The sequence below is a fragment of the Adlercreutzia sp. ZJ154 genome (assembly GCF_011039055.1).
In the GTDB taxonomy this organism is placed as follows: domain Bacteria; phylum Actinomycetota; class Coriobacteriia; order Coriobacteriales; family Eggerthellaceae; genus Adlercreutzia_A.
On sequence record NZ_JAAKEF010000001.1, the window covers coordinates 189,294 to 207,653 of the forward strand.

The 18,360-nt window shown below is 44.2% G+C and carries 16 protein-coding genes; 2 read left to right on the forward strand and 14 right to left on the reverse strand.

Going from position 1 to position 18,360, the window contains the following annotated elements; translation table 11 throughout:
* Positions 1 to 88 precede the first annotated feature (88 nt).
* The 10 genes from ribF to serC all read right to left on the reverse strand — a co-directional run bounded on the left by ribF (position 89) and on the right by serC (position 12,524).
* Positions 89 to 1,012, reverse strand: coding sequence for a riboflavin biosynthesis protein RibF (gene ribF / locus G7Y37_RS00890; protein WP_241155940.1), 924 nt, complete (start codon positions 1,010 to 1,012; stop codon positions 89 to 91).
* Positions 996 to 2,003: a tRNA pseudouridine(55) synthase TruB gene (truB, locus tag G7Y37_RS00895; protein WP_165060314.1), complete on the reverse strand. Its 1,008-nt coding sequence runs from the start codon at positions 2,001 to 2,003 to the stop codon at positions 996 to 998. Before truB ends, ribF begins: the two co-directional genes overlap by 17 nt.
* Positions 2,000 to 3,001, reverse strand: a complete 1,002-nt coding sequence (locus G7Y37_RS00900) for a bifunctional oligoribonuclease/PAP phosphatase NrnA (RefSeq protein WP_165060317.1) — start codon at positions 2,999 to 3,001, stop codon at positions 2,000 to 2,002. The genes truB and G7Y37_RS00900 overlap by 4 nt, the downstream gene beginning before the upstream one ends.
* A 19-nt stretch (positions 3,002 to 3,020) precedes the next feature.
* Entirely contained in the window at positions 3,021 to 3,383 is a 363-nt protein-coding gene (rbfA, locus tag G7Y37_RS00905) for a 30S ribosome-binding factor RbfA (protein ID WP_241155941.1), read from the reverse strand.
* A gap of 148 nt (positions 3,384 to 3,531) precedes the next feature.
* A complete protein-coding gene (gene infB / locus G7Y37_RS00910; protein WP_165060320.1) occupies positions 3,532 to 6,297 on the reverse strand; it encodes a translation initiation factor IF-2 in 2,766 nt (921 codons plus the stop codon).
* Positions 6,298 to 6,337: 40 nt separating this feature from the next.
* Positions 6,338 to 7,582, reverse strand: coding sequence for a transcription termination factor NusA (gene nusA / locus G7Y37_RS00915; protein ID WP_241155942.1), 1,245 nt, complete (start codon positions 7,580 to 7,582; stop codon positions 6,338 to 6,340).
* Between the two features lie 14 nt (positions 7,583 to 7,596).
* Positions 7,597 to 8,061: a ribosome maturation factor RimP gene (gene rimP, locus G7Y37_RS00920; protein WP_165060323.1), complete on the reverse strand. Its 465-nt coding sequence runs from the start codon at positions 8,059 to 8,061 to the stop codon at positions 7,597 to 7,599.
* 168 nt (positions 8,062 to 8,229) lie between these two features.
* Complete coding sequence (locus G7Y37_RS00925) at positions 8,230 to 9,750, reverse strand: 2-isopropylmalate synthase (protein ID WP_165060325.1); 1,521 nt, start codon at positions 9,748 to 9,750, stop codon at positions 8,230 to 8,232.
* A gap of 79 nt (positions 9,751 to 9,829) precedes the next feature.
* Positions 9,830 to 11,407 (reverse strand): phosphoglycerate dehydrogenase, encoded by a 1,578-nt coding sequence (gene serA, locus G7Y37_RS00930; protein ID WP_165060327.1) that lies wholly within the window; start codon positions 11,405 to 11,407, stop codon positions 9,830 to 9,832.
* Between the two features lie 34 nt (positions 11,408 to 11,441).
* Complete coding sequence (gene serC / locus G7Y37_RS00935) at positions 11,442 to 12,524, reverse strand: 3-phosphoserine/phosphohydroxythreonine transaminase (RefSeq protein ID WP_165060329.1); 1,083 nt, start codon at positions 12,522 to 12,524, stop codon at positions 11,442 to 11,444.
* A 433-nt stretch (positions 12,525 to 12,957) separates the two neighbouring features.
* Between serC and G7Y37_RS00940 the strand changes: the two genes are divergently transcribed.
* Complete coding sequence (locus G7Y37_RS00940) at positions 12,958 to 13,806, forward strand: Rpn family recombination-promoting nuclease/putative transposase (protein ID WP_165060331.1); 849 nt, start codon at positions 12,958 to 12,960, stop codon at positions 13,804 to 13,806.
* 39 nt (positions 13,807 to 13,845) lie between these two features.
* Here the strand turns inward: G7Y37_RS00940 and G7Y37_RS00945 are convergent, their stop codons facing one another.
* On the reverse strand, positions 13,846 to 14,766 hold the full coding sequence (locus tag G7Y37_RS00945; RefSeq protein WP_165060333.1) for a hypothetical protein: 921 nt from the start codon (positions 14,764 to 14,766) through the stop codon (positions 13,846 to 13,848).
* A gap of 197 nt (positions 14,767 to 14,963) precedes the next feature.
* Between G7Y37_RS00945 and G7Y37_RS00950 the strand changes: the two genes are divergently transcribed.
* Positions 14,964 to 15,179 carry a helix-turn-helix domain-containing protein gene (locus tag G7Y37_RS00950; RefSeq protein ID WP_165060335.1) on the forward strand — a complete coding sequence of 72 codons (216 nt, stop codon included), beginning with the start codon at positions 14,964 to 14,966 and terminating at the stop codon, positions 15,177 to 15,179.
* A gap of 56 nt (positions 15,180 to 15,235) precedes the next feature.
* Here the strand turns inward: G7Y37_RS00950 and G7Y37_RS00955 are convergent, their stop codons facing one another.
* From G7Y37_RS00955 to ftsY, 3 genes are read right to left on the reverse strand one after another with little or no spacing between them, the layout of a single operon-like run.
* Positions 15,236 to 15,862, reverse strand: a complete 627-nt coding sequence (locus tag G7Y37_RS00955) for a YfcE family phosphodiesterase (protein WP_165060337.1) — start codon at positions 15,860 to 15,862, stop codon at positions 15,236 to 15,238.
* A gap of 22 nt (positions 15,863 to 15,884) precedes the next feature.
* Positions 15,885 to 17,306, reverse strand: coding sequence for a signal recognition particle protein (gene ffh / locus G7Y37_RS00960; protein ID WP_165060339.1), 1,422 nt, complete (start codon positions 17,304 to 17,306; stop codon positions 15,885 to 15,887).
* 3 nt (positions 17,307 to 17,309) lie between these two features.
* Positions 17,310 to 18,353, reverse strand: a complete 1,044-nt coding sequence (gene ftsY / locus G7Y37_RS00965; RefSeq protein ID WP_165060341.1) for a signal recognition particle-docking protein FtsY — start codon at positions 18,351 to 18,353, stop codon at positions 17,310 to 17,312.
* Positions 18,354 to 18,360 lie beyond the last annotated feature (7 nt).

Genomic DNA, 18,360 nt, shown 5'->3' on the forward strand with positions numbered 1-18,360 from the left:
TTACAGCCGCAAGACAGCAACAACATGATTTTATCGGTTGTTAGCTACTATACATGTTAAAGGATTGTATATGCAGCTAAATATGTTGCTAAAGGCTCTTTTTTACATAGGATATATCGTGCTTAATAGTTGCCACCAACCTATCAACACTATCAAAGCGCTGCATAGGGCGAATATAATCAATAAATTCAAGCGTTAGTTCTTTGCCGTAAATATCACCATCAAAGTCTAAAATATGAGCCTCTATATTCGACTCTGCAATGTCTTCAAATGTTGGCGATATTCCAACAGAAACCGCAGCCTTGTATCGCTTTTTATCCAAAACTGCATACGCGGCATACACGCCACTACCCAATACGCGCATGTTGGTAGGTATTTTAAGATTAGCCGTTCGTATACCCATTTCGCGTCCAGCTTCACGCCCGCGAACAATATTTCCTTCAAGTGTATACGGATGTCCTAAAAGTTCTCGGGCGCATACCACATTGCCGTCTTCAAGTAATCCACGTATTCTCGTAGATGAAATGCGAACACCACCAAAGGTTAGAAGATCGTGTGCGCAAATAGAAACATCATATTCAGCCGCCCATTTCCGCAAATCTGCCACAGTGCCCGCTGCAGCTTTACCAAATCTAAAATCGCAGCCAACATGTATAGCAACAACAGCAGCATTTGAAAACACGGCATCTAAGAATTCCTCTGGAGACTTACATGCCATATCTCTTTCAAACATAAGAACAGCAACTTTATCTGCACCCGTTTCAGATAAAGCCGAAATACGCTGGGTATTGCTCATTATTTTTCGGAAATTTTCACCCTTAAATATCTCGTCAGGATCTACGCTAAACGTAACAATAACGCACGGAACTTTTCTTGCTTTGGCATCTTCCAAAGCTTTATTTATTATGGCTTTATGTCCTAAATGAATGCCGTCGAAGACACCTATGGCACACACACATCCTGAAAGACGTATATCTGCTGAAGATATACCAAGCTCAAATACCTCTGCCACGACTAACCCCATTCTGAAAAACACATTCGGCTCTTAAAAGACAATTCGAAACATCAACTCTGTATATTGCCAACAGCATATTTGCGCGCACCACACTAATAGCGCACCCATCGATAGGCGCATCACAACATTCAACTAAACCAGACGTGCACGAACAAGCACGTTCCCTCCAAGACACAGCAGGATATTCATAAAATACTTGGTCATTCAAAGGGAAAGACATGCCATTTCTTATTTTCTTTTCATTTGCTTCATCTACAAAAACTATAGGGAAACCGAGCGCCTGCACCGGGTCTATCGAAGCGCCTAGCCCAATTCTTTCCAGCGTCTCTAGCGTTACGCAATCGTCAATTTGAAGCAAACCTGCCGATGTGCGTCTTAGTGCTTGAAGATGTGCGGCGCTACCGCACGCATTGCCTATATCACGTGCTAGTGAGCGTATATAAGTACCTTTGGATACATGAAACATTAAACGCCAAGCTACAACGCCATCCGTTTCCAATATACCAAGCAAACGCGCCTCGTATACTTCAATATCGCGTGGATCTAGTTGAACCACGTTTCCTCTGCGCGCTTCATCACATGCTTTCTTACCGTTGCGCTTCAGCGCTGAATATATCGGAGGAATCTGTTTTATGCAGCCAGTAAATCGCTCAAGAACCGACATAGCAAATCCGCTATCAAGCACTTCTCTTGGCACAGCAGATTGACGAATAACCTTACCTTGCGCATCGTCTGTGTCTGTTGCGCTACCAAATGCAACAACTGCTTCATAGCGCTTATCGTGACCAGACATATATCGATTCAGGCGCGTTGCAGAACCTACCAAAATTGGCAGTACGCCCGTAGCCATAGGGTCAAGTGTGCCAGCGTGCCCTACCCGCTTTTCATTAAAAATACGCCTGCAGCGACCAACTACATCATGTGATGTAAGATCTTTCGGCTTATCAACACCTATAACAAGGCTAAGCCCCGCCTCTCCGCGCTTCAATTATTACCCTCGCGAAAAACTTGGCATAGCGCTTTTTCCACCATACGTACAGCTTTATCTAGCGGCTCATATAGTGTGAACCCCGCTGCTGCTTTGTGTCCACCGCCACCGAAGCGCTTTGCTATAGCAGATACGTCGGTTGTATCTTTCGATCGAAAACTGCCACGAACTTGCTTGCCTTCATCGCGCAACATAGCAGCCACTTTAACGCCATCAATAGAGCGCAGCGTATTGATAAGCTGCTCACAATCAGACTTAACAGCACCTGCGCGCTTCATTTCGTCTTGAGTAATAAAACTAAGAGCAACACATCCATCACATATGAAGCGCATATTGTTTATGGCTGCCGCTTCAAGTTGTATGGAAGCCAATGTAGCACGCTGGAAAAACTCTGCCGATATAAACGCCGGATCTGCACCAGCTTCTACCATTTCGCAAGCTGCTCTAAAAGCGCGCAAATCGGCATTTTGATACTGAAACCTGCCAGTATCGGTCATCAATCCGGTATATGCACAAGTTGCTATATCTTTAGTTAAATCTACCCCTAAATGTTTTACAGTCTCCCACACAAGCATACTAGTTGACGCAGCATCTGGATCGGTATAACTAAGATGAGTCTCTCGCTCATCTACAGCATGGTGATCAATAGTTATTGTAAGAGAAGCGCTTTGTCTGATCTTCGACGCATCCTCACCCAATCTTCGCGCATTGGGAACATCAACTTGCACAAACACATCGCAAGTACCTTCAAATGAAGCTGCTGGTATCAATTCTTCAAAACCCGGAAGAAATTCGAAACTTACACTTAGCTTGTCAGCGCTAGCTAAAAGCACCACAACTTCTTTTCCTAGTTGCGCTAGTGCGCAACGCAGCGCTAATTGCGACCCAATACAGTCGCCATCAGGACTAACATGACCGCATATACAAATACGGTCATGTTTCAAAAGGGCTTCCGCTATCTCGTTAAGCGTTGTATTAGTTTGTGGAGTTACCGCCATAGCTTATCGAATTCCTTGCCTACTCCACTGTATTGCCGTATGCAGCTTGTCGTTCTTTTTCAGCATTGATGAACTGTTCAAGCTTTTCTGCCGCATCTACTGTTTCGTCCAAGTGAAAGCGCAACTCTGGCGCTTGCTTCCAATCAAGCCTTTTTGCCATCAGGGAGCGAATATGACCCTTTGCAGCGCTAAAAGCAGCTTCTACGTCTGTATATCTATTGGGCTCAGATGTGTAGTAAACATCGCAGTATGCACGATCAAAGCTAACATTACATCCGGTAATAGTAACCATCTGTAATCTTGGGTCAGATATATCAAATAGCATAATGTTTGAAATTACTTCGCGTGCCCGTTCATCAACTTTACGATTGCCTTCTTTCACTGAAATCACCTCACAATTCAATCAGCAACATTAAGAATTCGCAGCGCGTCAGAATTCCTTAAAGGCTAAAACCTAGATGAACCAAGCGACCTTGCGTTATGCCAAAACTACTTCTTCTTATGCAAAAACAAGGTCGCTATAAAAGTTCTTATTCGGTACGCTCTACTTCTTTAACAGTATACCCTTCGATAGTATCGCCAACTTTTACATCTTGGTAACCTGCGATGCCAATGCCGCATTCAAAACCACGCGAAACGCTCTTAACATCATCTTTGAAGCGACGAAGACTTTCTATAGTACCCTCGTAAATAACAGTGCCATCGCGCACAACACGCACATTATTATCGCGACTGATTTCGCCTTCTATAACATAGCAGCCAGCAATTGTACCAACCTTGGGAACCTTGAAGGTTTCACGTATCTCGGCGATGCCAGTGTCTTCTTCTACGATATCGGGGGAAAGCAAGCCCACCCTAGCTTGATTAATATCTTCTATCGCCTGATAAATAACACGATACAGGCGAATGTCTACCTTTTCTTTTTCAGCTTGCTGGCGGCTTTTACCAGTTGGACGCACATTAAAACCAATAATAATAGCATCGGATGCCGCCGCCAAAGTTACATCTGTTTCAGTTATGCCACCAACAGCAGAGTGAACAATATTGATGCGAACTTCAGATTGATCCATCTTATCGAAAGCATCACGCAATGCCTCAATTGAACCTTGCACGTCCGCTTTCACAATAAGATTGAGGTCGGTTTGCTTGCCTTCCTCAATTCGGCTAAACAAATCGTCTAAGCTCATATGAGATGTATGGCGCTGTTCAGCCACACGCTCACGCAATTGTCTTTCCTCTGCCAGCTTACGCGCGTCGCGTTCATCTGCAAATACACGGAACTCATCACCTGCAACAGGAACGGAATTCAAGCCTAATATCTCAACCGGATCGGCAGGCATAGCAGCTTCAACATGTTCGCCATGCGGATTAACCAATGCGCGAACGTGCCCATAAGATGTTCCAGCCACTACAGCATCTCCCGGATGTAAAGTACCACGCTGGATAAGCACCGTAGCTACAGGTCCGCGACCTTTATCCAAATTAGCTTCAATAACAAAGCCGGACGCGAGCGCATCGGGGTTAGCCTTCAGCTCTAACACGTCGGCTTGCAAAATAATAGTTTCCAGCAGATCGTCAATGTATAGACGTTTCTTTGCAGAAACCTCTACAAACATATTTTGCCCGCCCCATTCCTCTGGAATAACCTCATATTCGGTTAATTCCTGACGAACACGATCGGGGTTGGCTCCATCTTTATCTATTTTATTTACAGCAACAACAATAGGAACATCAGCAGCTTTTGCGTGATTAATAGCTTCTATTGTTTGAGGCATAACGCCGTCATCTGCTGCTACGACCAAAACGATAATATCGGTTACTTGTGCACCACGAGCACGCATGGCAGTAAATGCCTCGTGGCCGGGAGTATCGATAAAAGTTATCTGTCGCCCATTTATATCAACAACAGATGCACCTATATGCTGTGTTATGCCACCAGCTTCACTTGCAACTACGCCAGTATCTCTAATAGCGTCAAGTAGTGAAGTCTTACCATGATCAACATGACCCATAACAGTAACTACAGGCGGTCTTGGCTTCAAATCGTCTTCCGTGTCGTTGTACACAACGGCGTATTCTTCTTCTGGAGAAACAATGCGCACTTTGCGATCCATATCGTCTGCCACAATATCGATCAAATCGTCACTCATAGACTGAGTTAACGTAAGCGCTTGCCCCAGCAAGAATAGACGCTTAATAATGTCATTTGGTTGAACATTTAACAATTCGGCTAGCTTGCCAACCGTTGCACCTTGCGGAACCTCAACCACCGAATCATCCAGCACAAGCGTGGGGTCTATACCGCGCTCTATAGCCTCAGCCTCTGCACGCTCTCTAGCCTCTGCTTCACGCTTTTCCTTGCGCTTCTTGCGTCTACCTTCGCCCTCGTGGGTAGTTGCCGCCTCTACAGCTGCTCGCGCTTCTGCAAGAACTTTGTCACGCTGTAATTTTTCAGCTTGAACCGCCATTTGCGCATAGCGATCTTCGCTTTGATTTTCTTGTTCAGTTTCTAATTCGGGAACATACTGAGCTTTATTCTTATTTCGCTTGTGCTTTCCGCGTTTTTGATTCTGATGTTCTGTCTTCTGCGCCGGCGCTGGCTTTTTCTGCGACTGCATACGCTGTGTTTCAGATTCTATTTGCGATAGCAAAGAGCTAAACCGTGTGTTTTCAGCAGGCGTAGATACCGGTGCAGCCACATGCTCGTGTTGTGGCTGCACTTCTGCAGCTTTTGCCTGCGACTTTTTACCTCTGCTGCGCAGAGCTTCTTCTACCGCTTGTTTTTTAGCCACTTCAGCGCGTGCCTTTTCAGCGCGCGCACGTGCACGTGCTTCCTTACGTTCGCGTTCTACGCGCTCTTTTTCAGACTCTATCTGGCTAGCTAAGCTATCAAAACTAGAGCTCTTAGTCTCAATCTTGCGCACTTTACGCGGAGCGGGTGCTTCCTTTTCCTCCTCTTTTTGTTGAGGAGCATCTTCACCACGCGCAGCTCTTGCAGCCTCACGCGCAGCACGCTCCGCCTCAACAGCCGCACGCCTAGCAGCCTCTTCTTCAGCTTTCTGCTTTGCGCTTTCTGCCTGCTCTTTCTCTAAAGCCTTCTTCGCTTTAGCGTCAAGTTCACCAGCACGCTGAAGTATCGCAGGCTCTATATTCTTGCGGATTGCCTCTACATCCGCATCGGTTAGCACACTAGCATGCGACTTTGCTGCTATCTTCATTTCGCGAAGCTTCGCAAGCATGTCTTTGCTGGACATGTTAAATTCTTTCGCTAACTCATGTACGCGCATAGCGGCCATATATCACTCCATTCAAGCTTCGCTTCAAGCTGCATCAATCTTAAACCAGCGCCTCTTCCTCAGCGCCCGCATGTACCCCACAATACTTTGAACCCGGACGCGCATGATTGCGACAACGCGTACCATCTTCGCTAACATAGATGCAGAATTCGTCTTCTGTTTCCTCTTCATCTATCAGGATATTTTCATCTACAAGCGATTCACCTGACATACTAGAAGAGCGAATGTCTATATGCCACCCTGTTAGTCGCGCTGCAAGACGCGCATTTTGCCCTTCTTTACCAATAGCAAGCGATAACTGATCATCGGGCACCACAACAGTAGCATAATGGTTTTCTGGGTCTATAGTAACGCTTTGTACCTTAGCAGGTGACAGAGCATTTGCAACATATACACTAGGATCTTCACTCCACTGTATAACGTCAACACGCTCGTTGCGCAATTCTTCTACAACCATACGCACGCGGCTGCCCTTTGGACCAACGCACGCGCCTACTGGGTCTAGGTTGCTCTCTCGCGAATCGACAGCAACTTTAGAACGAGCGCCGGGTTCGCGGGCAATGGATTTGATCTCAACCACGCCTTCATATATTTCAGGAACTTCAATTTCGAATAAACGCCTAATTAAATCGGGGTGGGTACGCGATACCACAATTGAAGGTTTCGCCTGCTCTCCCCTTACACGCGGTGCATCAGAAGACGGGTCGCGCACTTCAATTATAAGCACCTTTAAGCGCTGATTATGGCGATAATGCTCATTAGACGGACGTTCGTTGCGCTCGTTGGGATTACGCTTCAAATCGTAATGTGGAAGTTCTGCTTCAACGCCATCACGTATTTTTACGATAGTGAAGTCGGGTGTGCCCTGTAAAACTGTTCCTGTAATAAGATCGCCCACACGACCAGAGAACTCTTCATATATAGTCTGACGAGTTGCGTCACGAACGATAGCAGCTATTACACTTTTGGCATTCTGAGCCGCGATACGGCTTACATTCTCGGGCGTTACATCGCGCTCTTCAAAGTCGTGATAAACAAGCTCTACATCTCCAGTTTCTTCATCTTCCACTTCTTCTGGCTCACCAATAGGTACAAGTTCGTATACATAGATCTTGCCAGTTTGGCGATCAATTGTGACGCGCGCATCGTATTCCAAATCTAGAATGCGCTCGTAGCTCTTTGCAAGTGACTCCTCTAACCGCTCTATGATATAAAATTCGTCAATCTTGCGCTCATGCGCTAACAATTGCAACGCTTCAATCAATGAGCTTTCTGATTCGGACACGTTTTCTCCTTCGCTTAAAAAACTATTTCTCCGATTAAATTGGCTCTTTTTATAGCCTCAAAAGGTATACAAACTTCTCCGTTATCAGTCGTAAGTACAAGACTTTCGCCTCGGAAAGGTTCTATCGTACCTTTGAAATTTGACCTACCATCTATGGGCGCAGCCGTTCGGACATTAGCACGGCTTCCAACAAAACGCTCAAAATGTGCACGTGTACGTAGCGGTCTATCTATGCCGGGCGACGATACTTCCATCGTATATGCTCCCGGAAACGGGTCTATAACATCTAGCATTTCGCCCATCCAAGCCTGAGCAGACGAGAGCTCATCGAAACTAACTCCACCATCGGCATCGATATAGATACGTATGATAGGAGCGCGCTTAGCGCCAACTATCTCGATAGTAACTATTTCGATTCCCTCTTGTGCTGCACGCGGCTCAAGCGCACACAATAGCTTCTGTTCTTTCGATGTGAGCATTTCTCCCTTTCTGGCTTCCGCCTTCTGACAATAAAAAAAGCGGGACAAGCCCACTTTTCAAAGAAAACGAAAAGTCTTTATACATACCTGCGCACTGAATAGATAATATCACAGCCCGCCACATTATCCAAGTGAATATATATGACGAACTATGATTTCGATAAACGCTTAGTGGCGCTCTCCTATTAGACGATTCAGAGCATTTAGATACGCTTTTGCAGACGACACGATTATGTCGCCATCAGCACCACGACCGGTATACATTTCACCATTTTTGGCTTTCACGCGAACCGTAACTTCACCCAATGCATCAATTCCGCGCGTAACCGACTGCACTGAAAATTCGGTAAGGTCTGCGTTTATGCCTATTATGCTATCGATTGCTTTATAGGCTGCATCCACCGGACCCGTACCCCACTCACATTTTGTAATAACATCACCCTCGGGGTCTTGGATAGTAACGGTAGCTGTGGGTTTCAGCGGGAAACCGCAACTTATCTGCACGCTCTCAAGGGAATATAGCGCTGTTTCTTCGCGATCGCGCTCGTTTACAAGGCTTTCCAGATCTTCGTCGTAAATTTCCTTCTTCTTGTCTGCCAAATTCAAGAATGCCTCGTATAACTCATCAAGTTTTTCGCCATCAAATTCATACCCAAGCTCTTCGAGACGATGCTTCAGTGCCGCATGCCCACTTCGAGCTGTAAGAACAATCTGACTTTCGCCAGCACCAACATCGGCAGGATCAATTATTTCGTAAGTATCACGCTTCTTTAGTACACCATCTTGGTGTATTCCAGAAGAATGCGCGAACGCATTTGCGCCCACAATCGCCTTATTAGCCTGAACATTCATACCTGTGATAGTGGAAACAAGCCTACTCGCCTTCATAAATTCACGAGTATTTATATCAGTATGCGCATCAAGTTCTTCTCCGTGCATACGCATAGCCATAACAACTTCTTCCATGGCAGTATTGCCCGCGCGTTCACCAAGACCATTTATAGTGCACTCAATCTGTCGCGCACCATTTGCAACACCAGCCATAGCAAGAGCTGTTGCCATACCCAAATCGTTATGGCAATGTACAGCTATAGTAACGTTTTCAATTCCGACCACATTATCTACAAGATATTTAATGCGCTGCCCAAATTCCTCCGGCAATGAATAGCCAGTAGTATCAGGAATATTAACAACAGTAGCACCAGCATCAACAACAGATTGAATCATGCGAACAAGAAAATCGTAATCAGATCGTCCGGCATCTTCTGCATAAAACTGAACATCGTCTACATATTGCTTTGCACACTTCACAGCAGCCACAGCGCGCTCTACAGCTTCATCGGGAGTAAGCCGAAGTTTGTCGCGCATATGGCTTTCAGATACGCCAATGCCTGTATGAATGCGTGGACGTTTGGCATATTTCAGTGCATCAGCAGCCACAACAATGTCTTTTTCAACCGCACGCGTTAGCGCTGCTACTGTAGCATTATCACCCGCAAGCTCTGAAATCTTACGCACACTCTCAAAATCACCGGGGCTAGAAATTGGAAATCCAGCTTCTATTACGTCCACATTTAAACGCAGCAACTGTCGCGCTATAACTAATTTTTCCTCGGTGTTCATAGAAGCGCCGGGCGATTGTTCGCCGTCGCGCAGCGTAGTGTCGAAGATGTCAATCTTGCGAGTCATACGCATCCTCCGTTCTCCCAAAATAAATGCAGGCCGTCAATAAAACGACTGCCTGCATAATATCAAAGTAAGTAATATATTATAGACGTATGTGCCAGAGGTTCTTCAAGTCTATCGATTCACGAAGCTCATTAAGCACTGCGTCGGTAACTTCGCCCTCTACATTCATGTAAACAAGCGCACACTTTTCCTCAGATTTAGTTCCAATCTGCATGGTGGTTATATTCACATCAGCGGCACCTAAAATCGTGCCTATTATGCCTACTCTACCGGGAGCATCAATATACTCAAATGCAAGCGATTGCGCCGCAGGAGCAATATCAATTTTGTATCCCATAAGCGAAATAATGCGCGGAAGCATATCTATTCCGTATAGAGTAGCCGCTATTTCTACGCCATCAGCTTTTATGCGTACAGCAGATGCAAATTCCTGAGCATCATCACAAGAATGTGTCTCCACTTTCATGCCGTGACGTTCAGCCATCAAGCGCGCATTATCAGGCATAGCAGAGCCTACCTGCTTATATGAAAGTATGCCATCTACAACTCCCGCAACTAACATATCCGGGTCTGCATCAGCAATTCTGCCCTCTAGCTGCACCAACAACCGTTTAGGAATGCGTTTCAATATGCTTGAAGCCATGCGTCCAACCATTCGACAAGCTGGCATATAAGGACGCAATCTATCCATTACCTCAGGTGGCAAACCAGTAGCGTTTATTGCTGTAGGAACTATTGAACCTTCAAGCCCAGCCCACACGTATTCGGCAATTTGCTCGCCGGCGCGCACCTGAGCTTCTTTTGTAACAGCATTCACGTGTGGTGTTAGTATCGCATTCGGTAGTTCATGTAGCGGACTAGAATAGCAAGGCTCTTCGGGGAATATATCTATAGCCGCTGCGCTTATTTTGCCAGCAGCTACAAAATCAGCCAGTGAATCCATGTTCAAAATGCTAGCTCGTGCGCAGTTGATCAGAACTACGCCATTCTTCATGGCTGCAAATTCCTTCGGTCCAAACATGCCAACTGTTTCTTCAGTTTTCGGCAAATGTAGGGTTATGAAATCGGCACGAGGAAGCACGTCTTCTACACTGTTGAACAAAGTAACATCAAGTTGCATTGCGCGATCGGGACTGCAATACGGATCGTAGGCGATAAGATTCATGCCAAACGCCTTCGCCCTTTCAGCCACAAGGCTGCCAACGCGACCTAGACCGAATATCGCAAGTGTCTTGCCGTAAAGCTCACTTCCCATGAAATCGCGCCTATCCCACTTGCCGCTGTGCATAGACGCATTTGCTTGAGGAATTTTTCTGACAGACGATAAAAGCATAGCCATAGCAAATTCAGCTGCAGAAATTATGTTCGATGTAGGTGCATTGCATACAACAATTCCGTGAGAATTGGCGGCATCTATATCTATATTGTCAACAGTAACACCAGCGCGACCAATAATTTTAAGATTCTTCGCTGCATCTATAACCTGCGAAGTAACATGAGTAGCAGAGCGCACAATAAGGGCATCGTATTCCCCTATTTGCTCTACAAGCTGCTCGGAGGAAAGCTCTAACTTTTCGTCCACCTGAAAACCGCGCCTACGCAGTATATCTATTCCCTCGTCGGCTATTTTTTCAGTAATTAGAATCTTCTTGGTCATTGTATGTCCTTAATTTTGGGAAACAAATACTTGGCTACAAGTTTTCCTTTTCAAATTGACCCATGAAATCGACAAGTGCTTGCACTCCAGCTTTAGGCATAGCATTATAAATACTAGCGCGCATTCCACCAACAGAGCGATGACCTTTAATCGATTCGATATTGTGATTCTTGCATTCTGCAACAAATTTTGCATCTAAATCAGCGTCGCCAGTTATGAACGGCACATTCATCAAAGAGCGACAGTCTTTGCGTGCGGTGCCTTTAAATAGCTTAGACTGATCTAGGAATTCATATAGCAGCGCCGCCTTTTCTTCATTCTTTTGCTTCATTGCCGAAAGACCGCCCATGTTTTTCAGCCATTTGAAAACTAAGCCGCAAACATATATACCCCAGCAAGGCGGTGTGTTTGACAAGCTTTTAGCATTAGCTTGAGTAAGATAACGCATAATAGTAGGAGTAGCCGGATTAACGTCTTCACGAACAAGATCTTCACGAACTATAACTATAACAACACCCGCCGGACCTACATTTTTCTGTACGCCACCATAAATCAGACCATAATCAGAAACGTTCATAGGCTCTGAAAGGAACATAGAAGACACATCTGAAACCAGCGGGATATTACCCGTGTTGGGCAATTTCGGATAACGCGTACCGTAGATTGTTTCGTTTTGACATATATATACATAATCGGCATCATTGGAAAATTTCAAAGAGTCCACGTCGGGCACATAGCTAAAATTCTCATCTTCACTAGATGCAACACAACGGGCATCACCATATATTTTTGCTTCCTTAAATGCCTTTTTTGACCAAGAGCCAGACACAATATAGTCAGCCACGCCATTTTTCATCAAATTCATAGGGATAGCAGCAAATTGCTGTGTTGCGCCACCCTGCAAAAACAACACATGGTAATTGTCGGGAATTGCCATCAATTCGCGAATATCAGCTTCCGCAGTTTCAATTATTTCAGCAAATGCTTTTGAACGATGGCTCATCTCCATTACCGACATGCCTGTACCGTTGTAATCCAACATGCCTGCCTGTGCTTCACGCAACACTTCTTCTGGCAAAACTGCAGGACCTGCCGAGAAATTGTAAACTCTACCCATTACGAGATGCTCCTTCGCTCGTCTTGATAAGAATGCGCCTATTGTAGCGCTAATTAATTCTTATACGCTGCGAGCAGCGCAGAAAGAGCGGCATATGGTAAGCGCATGCATAGAATTAGACATAAGAACACTGCAAATAGCTATTTGGATGGCTGTCTCCTATGCAATACCGCAGGAACTTCTAATCTGCTGCTTAAAAGCGTCAGCATCGCCCGAGGCTAATGTCATGCATTTGTCAGCTTTCTGCAAGATTTACATTCATTAAAAGTTGCAACTATGAGGATTTGAGATGTCAATAGGTGTTGCAATCAGTTGGTTTTGTGCCAAGGTTTGTATGTCACTTGATATCGCATTTTTGATACACAAATATAAGGTTTGCAATCTAGTCTTGATTAGAAGATTTATAAGTCTTCTAGAGAAAGAACAGATTGCTATGGATACGCAACAAAGCACTATCTCTATTACTAATCAATTTATGTTTAATCGCGTAATGATTCAAAAAGATATATGTAAAGACTTTCTAGAGTGTGTATTAGGTAAACAAATTGATGACCTGATTTACAAAAACGCTGAACAAGCAATAGAACCTAGACTAGATTTTAAGAGTGTTAGGTTAGATTTGTTTGCTAAGACAAAACATGAAGTTTTTGACATAGAACTACAAGTTCAACAAAGAGCAGATATCGCTAGGAGATATAGATACTATCAAGCATCTATTGATACTACATCGCTTGATAAAGGAGCCGACTACGATAAGCTATCCACAAGCTATATTATCTTTGTTTGCAATCACGATCCTTTCAAAGCAGGGCTTCCTGTATATGAAATAGAACCAATATGTAGACAAGACACATCTTTAGACATAGACAGCGGTATACACTGGATTGCTCTTAACTGCAAAGACTATGCAAAGACAAAAGATAAGCATCTACTTTCTTTTATGGAGTATGTCTCCACTGGTAAAATAGATAAACAAGACAAACTAGTTACATCAATTGCTTGCGCTGTAGATAGAGCCAATAAAGATAGAGGGTGGGTGAATAAGGTGTTTTCTGTAAGTACAATAGGAGAAGATTGGGAGCGAGAAGTACGTATAGCCCGCAAAGCTGCTCTTAAAGAGGGAGAAGAGCGAGGGTTAGAACGTGGTCGCGCGGAAGCTGAAATGCGTTATGCAGCATTAGTGGAAACACTTTTCTCCCATAACCGCGAAGATGATGTACTTAAAGCCTTTAAAGACCCAGCTTATAGAGATCAGCTTTTTACAGAGTTCAATATTTCTTAATGGTAACAGGGGACGAGAAGATACGAACAAATATCGAAGTTAAAACTTTATATAGAAAAGCAAATGCCGTCTCGATTCTGTCTCGTATTCACTTTCTAATGAAAAATTACAAACAACTCCGAGCTTTTTTAGCGCTGTATCTAATTTGCAAGCCCTTGTTGCTGACATAGTGCTAGACAGCGAAGAATTTATTTCGATATTGTATTCCTGTATTGAACCGCTATCAGAACAACGCATATCTATTAAAGAAAGCAACTCCTTATCGTGCGCGTACCAAGTTAGTTCTGGTCTTACCGGATTGTTGCTACCTTCGAATTTCTGCTCAAATAATACAGAGTTTTTTCGGCTAGATTCTTTCGAAGAAGAAAATTCGCCTAAAGCATTCACTTTAGTCTTTGCTTTGCCCCTAACCTTTTTCCTGCTTATCATTTTTTCTTCTTCGTAAGATTCAAGACGGCATTCTTTTGCACCTAAAGAATAAGCAATATTGCGCAGTTCTGTCATTTTGTCTTTTTGGATCACGTCATAATACGAACTGAGATCTATAAATCTTTTGTTATCAAAAGTGTCTGAATAGTAAACAGCATCGCAGTTGATCATTGGAAAGAAATTTAATCCACTTAGAGCAACGAACTCTTTGTAAAGATGCAAAACCTCTACACCTGCCTCTTTGCTAAGCCAACCGATAGACCCCTCGCAGACATCTATGCATTTTCGTGCATCTTCGTCTTCTATTACGATCATATCCGGAAGGTCAAACTGTGAATCGGTATAGTCTTCGGGAAAAACCGGATTATAGTATGCTAAACGCATATCGTGATGAGCCTGATGAGCTATATCTGAAACACTTTTAAGTCCTTTTGATGCGCTTTCAGCAGTTTTTTGACTTAACTCTTTCGTTTTGTCAAAAAGAACATCCGTGGTTTCCGCAATGCGTTTTTTCATTTCATTTAATGACATAATTCATACCTTTTCGCCTTTTTAAACAAAAGCTTAGTTAGAAACAAAACAGTAACTACCTATATTATTCGTTCATCTTATTTCATATTCATCCTTTCCAGTAAAGTAAAATGCCACAAATTCAAAACATGATGAATTGAAGTATGTGGCTTCAAATATGGAGCCATCTATTAGATATTAGCACATACGCTTGATATATGAATATCGAACGCAAAAGACGTGCACTAGGGAAAGCTATACGTGAACGCAGAGAAGCGCAAAAGCTGTCTCAAAATAAGCTTGCGCTTATGATTGGTAGTAGCAAATCTCATATTTGGCGAATAGAAACAGGGCGTGTTGGAGTTGGAATAGATGACCTTATGCGTATTGCAGACGCATTAGATATAGAAGTTCGAGATCTTCTAAGTTTTTAAATTCCTAATACACTTAAATAAACATAAAGAAAATGCCTGTGTCAGACTGTTTGTTCTTAAGGTAGGCAGATGATATAGACACAACGCAAATGGTTATCATCTATATCTATAAGGGCAACATTATGACCGCCGCCGCGACGCGATTGCGTGGGAGAACCGGGGCATACCACCAAGGTATTGCCATCCATTTTTACTTCGGGTATATGGGTGTGCCCATATACAGCCAAATCGGGCATCTTACGAACAGCAGGCTCTACCGTAGGATATTCTCCGTGTAGCGCCGTTCGTAAATCAGACGGAATATGCATCATTGCAATGTCTAACCCGCAAAATGTAAAACTACGAAAAACTGGTACTTCCCCATCGCTGCACCAAAATATTGCATGATCGTTATTTCCCAGCACAGCAATATTGCGCGCTATAGCCCCTAATTCGTCCAGCGTGCTTTGCGCCCCTATATCACCTGCGTGCAATATAAGATTACACGCACATGTATCTATAACATTTTTTGCCCGTGCATCATCTAAAACTACTGTGCCGTCTTCTCGATAGGAAACTTCATAGCATTGAACTGCGCTTTCTGCAAGCTTTTCGCTGCTCCAATTGCCGTTAAATAGATCGAATACCTCTTTGGGCAACTTTCCGTGCGTATCGCTTACAACACCTATGCGCTTTTTCGCCATGAAATTCTGCTCCTATAAACTACTATTTATCGCCCATCATATTGGATATATTTTTCAAATCGGACATACTTAGACCCTCTAGACCCGCAATTCCCATACCGCGTCGGCGTGTCTTCTTTCCCTTTTTACCTTTTTTGTTGCGCTTAGGCTGCTGGGAAAGCCCGGCTGTCATTTTCTTGACCATCTTTTTTGTTTCGTTATAGCGCTTCATTAGGTTATTTACATCAGTTACCGTAACACCCGCGCCTTTTGCTATGCGCTGTCGCCGACTAGCATTGAGCACCTCTGGTTTTACTCGCTCTTCAGCCGTCATAGAATTAATTATGACTTCCATATCGTCCAGCGCATTTTCATCAACTTGCCCAGAACCTAGCATTTTGTCGCCACCGGGAAGCGCACTTATCAATTTGCTAACGCCACCCATTTTGCGGATTTGCCTATTCATAGTTATAAAGTCGTTAAGAGTAAGATTTCCTCGCGCCAGTTCCTCGGCAGCCTGTGCTTCATCTTCCTCTTGTTGCACACGTACTGCGTTTTCGATAAGCGAAATCATATCGCCCATACCAAGAATACGCTTTGCCATACGATCTGGATGGAATTCTTCAAGCGAATCTGGCTTTTCGCCCGAACTGATAAACTTAATAGGCTTACCAGTTACTTCGCGTACAGAAAGTGCGCCACCGCCACGCGCGTCACCATCCATTTTTGACATTATTACGCCGTCGAAATCTACCCTGTCGGAAAACGCTTCTACAACACTAACAACATCTTGTCCGGTCATAGCATCTACAACCATTAATATCTGATCAGGCTTTGTAGCCTCTTTAATAGCCGCAGCTTCAGCCATCATTTCTTCATCAACATGCAAACGACCAGCTGTGTCTATTATTACCACATCGCGCAGATTATCTATAGCATCTTGTATGCTGTCTTGCGCAATTTTTACCGGGTCTTGTCCATCTTCGCGAAACACTCGCACACCTATTTCGCCACCGAGTGTTTGAAGCTGGTCGGCAGCAGCCGGTCTATAAACATCGCACGCAACCAAAAGAGGCGAATGACCTTCCTGCTTTAAGCGATACGCTAATTTTGATGCAGCTGTAGTTTTACCAGAGCCCTGCAATCCTACAAGCATTATTACGTTCGGAATGCGTCCAGACATTACAAGTTTAGAATCGGTGCGCCCTAGAAGTTCAATAAGCTCATCTAACACAATCTTTGTCACATTTTGTGCAGGTGTAAGCGAATCAAGCACCTCACTCGTAAGACAACGCTCTTTAGTTCTAGCTACAAACGCTTTAACAACTTTGAAATTAACATCAGCTTCGAGAAGCGCCATACGTATTTCGCGCATTGCCGAGTTTATATCATCTTCAGTAAGACGCCCTTTAGAGCGTAGACCACTAAATATTCCCTGTAATCGCGAAGAAAGATTCTCAAGCATTATTTACCACTTCTCCCAGAAATGCTTTTTGCCAGCAATTTTTCCAGCATCATCCATTTCAACAAATTCAGCCCAAGTCATCTTAGGCGGTGCTGCAGCATCCTGCTCGATAAAGCCCTCAACTGTTTCCTCGTTAGTATTGTAATCGCCTATTAGCGCGGCCACATACTCGTGAGCATCAAAATCGCGCAGATCGTCTATTCCCTCGCCAACACCCATCTTGATTATAGGAAGCCCTAAATCGTGCGAAATTGAGATAGCTATGCCACCTTTTGCTGATCCGTCCATCTTTGTAACAATAAGCGCGTCTAAATCTAGCGCTCGGTCGAATTCACGTGCCTGCTGTAATCCGTTTTGACCAGTTGTGGCATCAACTACCAACACTGTATACACAGCAATATTAGAACGTTTGCGCACTACATTTACAACCTTTTGAAGTTCGCGCATAAGATCTTCAGATGTATGAAGTCTGCCCGCTGTATCTATCAACACCAAATCGGCATCTATATCTTCGGCACGCTCTATAGTTTCAAAGCAAACACTTGCAGGGTCGCTTCCGCGCTCGCGTGTAACCATTTCTACACCAGCACGTTCAGCCCAAACCTGCAATTGCTCTATTGCCGCAGCGCGGAATGTGTCACCCGAACCGAGAATAACCTTTCGACCAGAATCGGTTGCAGCTTTCGCCAACTTACCCACTGTAGTCGTTTTGCCAGTGCCGTTTATCCCGACAAACAACACGACAGCAGCCGCACCGTTCAGTATATCTTCGCCACCCGGCGCAAATTCAGCTTCTATGCGGCAACCCAACATATCTAACACCGCATAGGAATCGGGCAAAGCCTTCCTAGTTGCTTGATCTCGCAAATCTTCCACTATGCCAAATGCCGCTTCAGGACCTATATCACTAAGAATTAGTGTTTCTTCTAAATCTTCCCAAAACCCCTCATCCAATTGAGGTCCTCTATCAAGCAGAGCATTCATGCCCTCTTTGAATTTATCGCGCGATTTAGCAAGTCCGCTACTTACCTTGCTGAACATATCCATAAAATCA

Coding starts and splice junctions, on each gene's coding strand:
- G7Y37_RS00940 (WP_165060331.1), top strand. CDS start 12,958: ATGGATACGCAACAAAGCACTATCTCTATTACTAATCAATTTATGTTT.
- G7Y37_RS00950 (WP_165060335.1), top strand. CDS start 14,964: ATGAATATCGAACGCAAAAGACGTGCACTAGGGAAAGCTATACGTGAA.
- G7Y37_RS00925 (WP_165060325.1), bottom strand. CDS start 9,750: ATGACTCGCAAGATTGACATCTTCGACACTACGCTGCGCGACGGCGAA.
- infB (WP_165060320.1), bottom strand. CDS start 6,297: ATGGCCGCTATGCGCGTACATGAGTTAGCGAAAGAATTTAACATGTCC.
- ftsY (WP_165060341.1), bottom strand. CDS start 18,353: ATGGATATGTTCAGCAAGGTAAGTAGCGGACTTGCTAAATCGCGCGAT.
- ffh (WP_165060339.1), bottom strand. CDS start 17,306: ATGCTTGAGAATCTTTCTTCGCGATTACAGGGAATATTTAGTGGTCTA.
- serA (WP_165060327.1), bottom strand. CDS start 11,407: ATGACCAAGAAGATTCTAATTACTGAAAAAATAGCCGACGAGGGAATA.
- G7Y37_RS00955 (WP_165060337.1), bottom strand. CDS start 15,862: ATGGCGAAAAAGCGCATAGGTGTTGTAAGCGATACGCACGGAAAGTTG.
- serC (WP_165060329.1), bottom strand. CDS start 12,524: ATGGGTAGAGTTTACAATTTCTCGGCAGGTCCTGCAGTTTTGCCAGAA.
- G7Y37_RS00945 (WP_165060333.1), bottom strand. CDS start 14,766: ATGTCATTAAATGAAATGAAAAAACGCATTGCGGAAACCACGGATGTT.
- rimP (WP_165060323.1), bottom strand. CDS start 8,061: ATGCTCACATCGAAAGAACAGAAGCTATTGTGTGCGCTTGAGCCGCGT.
- G7Y37_RS00900 (WP_165060317.1), bottom strand. CDS start 3,001: ATGGCGGTAACTCCACAAACTAATACAACGCTTAACGAGATAGCGGAA.